Source organism: Streptomyces ossamyceticus, assembly GCF_001418475.1.
GTDB lineage: Bacteria > Actinomycetota > Actinomycetes > Streptomycetales > Streptomycetaceae > Streptomyces > Streptomyces ossamyceticus.
The window spans coordinates 1-3,849 of sequence record NZ_LIQX01000820.1 but is presented as its reverse complement, the minus strand read 5'-3'; the positions used below and the strand labels follow the sequence as shown (position 1 = coordinate 3,849).

Annotated in this window: 4 protein-coding genes and 2 pseudogenes; all 6 read right to left on the bottom strand. The window is 69.3% G+C overall.

The window, feature by feature from the left end; all coding sequences use genetic code 11:
• Positions 1-564: pseudogene (locus AOK15_RS39300) on the bottom strand (hypothetical protein); the annotation flags it as partial.
• Between the two features lie 187 nt (positions 565-751).
• Positions 752-1,291: a hypothetical protein gene (locus tag AOK15_RS39295; protein WP_205632303.1), complete on the bottom strand. Its 540-nt coding sequence runs from the start codon at positions 1,289-1,291 to the stop codon at positions 752-754.
• On the bottom strand, positions 1,278-2,267 hold the full coding sequence (locus AOK15_RS39290) for a serine/threonine-protein kinase (RefSeq protein ID WP_055523792.1): 990 nt from the start codon (positions 2,265-2,267) through the stop codon (positions 1,278-1,280). The genes AOK15_RS39295 and AOK15_RS39290 overlap by 14 nt, the downstream gene beginning before the upstream one ends.
• Positions 2,268-2,783: 516 nt before the next feature.
• On the bottom strand, positions 2,784-3,212 hold the full coding sequence (locus AOK15_RS39285; protein ID WP_055523790.1) for a DUF7144 family membrane protein: 429 nt from the start codon (positions 3,210-3,212) through the stop codon (positions 2,784-2,786).
• 61 nt (positions 3,213-3,273) lie between these two features.
• Entirely contained in the window at positions 3,274-3,576 is a 303-nt protein-coding gene (locus AOK15_RS39280; RefSeq protein WP_055523795.1) for an SHOCT domain-containing protein, read from the bottom strand.
• A 32-nt stretch (positions 3,577-3,608) separates the two neighbouring features.
• Positions 3,609-3,849: pseudogene (locus tag AOK15_RS39275) on the bottom strand (hypothetical protein); the annotation flags it as partial.

Genomic DNA, 3,849 nt, shown 5'->3' with positions numbered 1-3,849 from the left:
GCCGCCCTTGCCGCCCTTGGCCTGGTCGTCCTTGCTGTTCTTGTCGTCGGAGTCGCTGGAGCCCGGAGTCTTGGTGGTGAGGTCGGTCTCCACGGGTTTGATGGCGAAGACGTGGTCGGAGTAGTCGGCGGCGAACCCCTTGTCGATGAACTGCTTTCCGCTCGGACCGCTGTTGACCGAGTCGCACAGGTCCTTGTTCTCGCAGACCCCTGCGTCCGTCAGGACGGTCAGCGCGTCCGGCCCCAGCGGGTCGATCGTGGCGTCGGGATCGACGAGCCGGCCGTCGGCCATGAGGAGCAGAGCCGTGCCACCCTCGCCGGTCGAAATGCCCTTGGGCACCTGCACGACAAGCGGGTTGGTGTCCTTGCGCAGGTTCTCCAGGCTCGCACGCTGCGCCTCGCTGAGTTTCCTGTAGTCCAGCGGACCGTCGAGCGTGATGACGACGGCCCCCTTGGGAATCAGCGCGGCCCCACACGTCACCTGCTCGCCGAAGCTGCTGTCGTCGCAGGAGTCGGCCGCCGCGACCGGTGACATCAGCGGCACCGCGGCGACCCACACCCCCATGAGTACAGCGAACGAGGACAAACGCCTGACGGCACCCATCGCACCAACCCCCCGTGGCCTGAAAGGCACGCCCCCGCGGCCCTGAAAGACCCGTCCCATACTGGAGCAGGCAACAGGGTGGCCGGAAGGGTTTGGAGAATTCCACCGGGCGACTTCCGGCAATTGTCGATCGCCTTGCGTTTCACTTCTACAACTTGAACACCTGGTGACAACGACTGAACATCTGCCGCGCCCGTTCCACCCAGTCATTGGCCAAGGCATCGAAGTCGGCCTGGGTGATACGACAGGTCAGCGGGAGATCACAGACGCCGGCGAGGCACGGACGCGGCCCCCGTACGTCCCACACGGACAGCATGGGGTTCAATTGCTCGGTATTCCACGCGTTCGAAGCGGCGGCGGCGATGGCGAGTTGGTCCTGCCGCAGGAAATTCCCGTCCGTGGCGAAGGCGACGAGGAGTTTCTTGGTCGTCATGAATCTGACCGTGACCGTCCGCCCCGCCTCGCGGAGATCGAATTGCAGGGAGACGGACACGGTGTCGTGGACCGTGTGGTAATTCCGCCGTGCCACCCAGTTCTGCACGAGTTGCCGCCAGTGCGTCCCGAGGTCGTAGATCTCGGCCCGCCCCGCATACGACTCGCGACCGGAGTAGGAGTCACGACCGGGGTAGGAGTCCCGGCCTGGTCCGGGGTAGGAGTCGCGGTTCGGGTAGGAGTCAGGCACCGTCACGGACCACCGCCTCGGCGACCATGGCATCGGTCAACCCGGCGTCGAGCAGCGCCTGGGCGTGCAGCAGCAGACAGGAGGGCACGGACTCGCTGGTGGTGCGCCGCAGGTGACGTTCCTTCAGCTCCTCGTACCGCACCTCGATGGTCCGGGCGACCTGGGGCGGCGGCCAGGCGGCCACCGTCGGCTGCTCCATGACCAACTCCGCCAGGATCTCCGCGAGTTGCGGGCGCTGCTCGGGCCGCTTGGCCAGGCAGCGCGTGATGAGGGGCCGCAGCCCCTCCGGCACACCGTCGAGCTGCGGCTTCCCGCGTACGACCTCGACCCGCACCCCTTCCCCGCCGCCGTGCGGGGGACGCCCGGTGAGCGCGTACACGAGTACGCCGCCGAGGGAGAAGACATCACTCGGCGGCCCGACCGCGGCGCCGCGTATCTGCTCCGGCGACATGAACGGCGGTGTCCCGACGACGACACCGACGCGGGTCAGCCCCGGAGCACCGTCCACGCGGGAGATGCCGAAGTCGATGACGCGGGGGCCGTCGCTCGCCAGCAGGACGTTCGCGGGCTTGAGGTCGCGGTGGACGACCTTGGCGGCATGGATGGCCTGGAGTGCCTCGACGAGCCCGGCGCCGAGGGGGCGCACCTGGGCCTCGGGGAGGGGCCCGTCCGCGCGGACCGCCTCGGCGAGGGAGGGGCCGGGGACGTACAGGGTGGCCAGCCAGGGCAGTTCGGCGTCGGGGTCCGCGTCGACGACGGCGGCGGTGTACGCGCCGCTGACCACGCGGGCGGCGGCGACCTCCCGCGCGAAACGTTCACGGAACTCGGGTTCCGCCGCGAGTTCCGGCCGGGCGACCTTGACCGCGACCTCGCGGCCGGCGGGCGACCGGCCGAGATAGACCCAGCCCATCCCTCCGGAGCCGAGTCGGCCCACGATCTTGTACGGGCCGATCTTCATGGGGTCACTTACGGGTGTACGCACCCCCGGCTCACCTCATTTCGGGGTTCGGTGCGGATGTCCCGTAGTGTCCCGCGATTTCCCTCGCGGGGCAGCCGTTTTGCCCCGCACCGCCCGCACCTGTTCGCTGCGGGGGCCACACCCCACGGGGCATACGGCACACGGCTCGCCGACCGCTTACCGGCGGTAGCGCCTCTCGCCCCGATGTGAGCGGTCATCTCCGCGCCGTTCGGTCCGCGACTGAATCTCCCGAAGGCGACTGCCGGGGCAACGCGAGGCGTTGTCGGGGTTCCAGTAGGAGAGCACCCAGCACACACCTGGGCTCCGCCCAGGAGGTACAGCGTGAGTGAGTGGAAGCAGGGCAAGTGCGGTTGGCCTACGGCGTCCGGACGGCGCTGCCAGAACAAGACGCTCAAGGGGACGTCACGTTGCCATCTCCATCAAGGTGACTGGACGAGGCGGGGCCAGGCCGAGCTGAAGAAGCGTGCGAGCAGGCGCCGGAAGAAGTGAGCGCCTGCCCCCGGAGGGGCTTCCCTCTCCTCATCTCCCCCGCGGCTGCACCGTGCACAGGGCCCAGATGATGAAGCCGTAGACCGCGATCAGAACGAGCGACCAGACCGGGTAGTACGGGATGGTCAGGAAGCTGGTGATCAGGAGCAGGCCCGCGAGCAGGACCCCGACCGCTCGGGCCCAGGTCCGGCCGTTGAAGAGGCTCGCGCCGACCACCACGGCCAGGGCGCCGAGCAGCAGATGGATCCAGCCCCACCCGGTCGTGTCGAACTTGAACACGTAGTTCGGGGTGTTGACGATGATGTCGTCGTCGGCGATGGCCACGATGCCGCGCAGCACATCGAGGGTGCCGCCGATCATCAGCATGACCGCGCCGAACGCCACCAGCCCGCCGGCCCATGACGCGGAGCGCTGGTGGGACCGGGACGAGGACCGGCGTGGGTGTGTCGTCTGAGCCATGGTGTGTCTCCCTGTCACTTGAGCGTGGTTTGGCCGGCCACAGGCCGCCCATGGCTGGTCGTCACCCGCCGAGAACGGCGCGCTTCTGGTTTTCGAACTCCTCCTCGGTCAGCACCCCTTGCGCCCTCAGCTCACCCAGCTCCTTCAACTGGGCGATCTTGTCCCCCGAGGACAGCTCCGCCGGCTGAGCCGCGGGTTGCGGAGCCTGCGCCGCGTAGGGAGCGGACGCTGGTTGCGGTGCGTACTCCTGGGCGTCCTGCCGGGCCCACCGGCCCGCCTGCCGCCGGGACACGCGGTTCGACACCGCCGTCGCCGTGCCCGCGACGACGGCGGTGCGGGCTACGCCGCGAATGAGACCGGGCATGATCGGCACCTCCTGCTGTGCGCTGTGTACGGTCACGAACCGGTGCCGGCCCCGGTCTCGGCCCTGCCCTCGGCCTCCACGTCGGCTTCCACGTCGGCTTCCACCGAGTCCAGTGCCGCGACGAGGTCCTGGACGGGAATCCTCCCGGCGGCCACCAGCCGGGCGCCGTTGCGCCGCAGCGCTCGGGCGAAGGGCGCGGCCCAGCGGTTCTCGTACAGAAGGATCGCGGCCGTGCTGCCGGCTCCGATCGCCTGCCCGGCCTCCTCGATGTCC